The organism is Vibrio sp. Vb1574, from assembly GCF_033338675.1.
Genome location: NZ_JAWOTC010000178.1, coordinates 1 through 1,486, shown reverse-complemented (window position 1 = coordinate 1,486; position 1,486 = coordinate 1). Strand labels below are relative to the sequence as shown.

Genomic DNA, 1,486 nt, shown 5'->3' with positions numbered 1-1,486 from the left:
TCTAAATAGACATTTTGCGCCAAATGGCACTACGAGGTGGCTATATGAAAAAGCTTGCGAGAAGTAATGATGAAGGGACGATTACGGCTGGTATAGGCTTATCGCCATTGAACCTGATTGAATTAGATATTTCTGCGAGATACACAAACGAAAATGCAATGGGCGCATCCATTAATTTCCTTGCGACCTATTAACTGAATCGTTATAGTCGGCTCCTCACATTGAGGAGCCTTTTTTTATGTTTGACGATTTACCACCTATATCGCACAAAGAGCAGCAAGAAGCTGTAGAACGAATTCAAGAACTGATGGCAAAGGGCACAAGTACAGCCGAAGCGATCAAAATCGTGGCAGAGCAGATTCGCGCAGAATACGCAGCCAAACAACAAGACAGTTAATAGAAGAAGCAGGGCACAGACCCTGCTTTTTTTACCCCTTTCTTAATCCATTTCCCATCAAACAATTTAAGTCATTCAGTTACCGCGTAACACAACCTTCTTAACTACAGCAGTAAAAGAGGCCAACCATTTAGACGAAAGCAATAGGTAAAATTTTACCAATTCATCTTTATCCATAAACATGCTTCAGTGGTGATTTTATGGTTGTTTAGGTCAATCTTGGTTAAATCTGATATTAATCAGTGAGTTATCGTGGAATTATTTGCTTTTCCAAGATTGATGAATAATTTGCATGTAATTAAATTACACAGTGACCATTAAGAGGAATAATTAGCCAGTATAATGTGTTGAATTTTTCATTAAGACACAGTGTCACAAAATCAAATTAGAATTAGGTGCTTATATATACTTCCATATAAAGACAGTAAGTACTTGCAGACGGTGTGTCAGAACTGCTTCTCCAGGGACTACATCATTAAAATTGCGGCAGAGTTTTTGATGATCTTTAATCTAGATTTTCAGAGCGCTTAGAGGCAGGAGCCACTACGGACTTAGTTTTACAGCATCGCTTACAAGTAAACTTAAGTTACGGCGTAATGTTTAGTGAGAGGCTTAGGGGTATATGTTCGAACAGCTGAGCTATTAGAGATGGGGATTTGGATGTTTTCATTTAGATATCGGCAGGTAAGCCGATGTTTAGTGTGTTCGATAAGCTAGACTAAAAGTAGTACCATTCAAAATAGGAGAACGTAATGAGTTATGGACATATTTTGGTTGCGGTAGACCTTACTGATTCCAGCAAAAAAGTCATCGATAAAGCAGTTTCTTTAGCGAAAGATGAAAAAAGTAAGCTTTCCTTAGTCTATGTAGATGTCGATAAGATTATTCTAGAGTTGAAAGAAGAACGAAAGTTGCAGAATGCATTACAAAAGCTTGCTGACGAGTGTGATTACGAAGTCCATGACAGTATGGTTGTGATTGGTGATCTTCACATCAAGCTCTCCGGAATTGCGAAGGAAGTAGGGATAGATCTCGTTATATGTGGCCATCATCATAGCTTGTTGAGTCGTTTCTTTTCTTCTGTCCCTA

2 protein-coding genes and 1 pseudogene are annotated in these 1,486 nt (G+C 38.6%); all 3 read left to right on the top strand.

The window, feature by feature from the left end; translation table 11 throughout:
* Nucleotides 1-5: 5 nt before the first annotated feature.
* Nucleotides 6-194, top strand: a pseudogene (locus tag R7O12_RS24595) (conjugal transfer protein TraF); the annotation flags it as partial.
* A 44-nt stretch (nucleotides 195-238) separates the two neighbouring features.
* The gene (locus R7O12_RS24590; RefSeq protein ID WP_005455352.1) at nucleotides 239-397 is read left to right on the top strand and encodes a YoaH family protein; all 159 of its coding nucleotides are present in this window, start codon (nucleotides 239-241) and stop codon (nucleotides 395-397) included.
* 752 nt (nucleotides 398-1,149) lie between these two features.
* On the top strand, nucleotides 1,150-1,486 hold a 337-nt coding region (locus tag R7O12_RS24585), incomplete at its 3' end, for a universal stress protein (protein ID WP_318126667.1).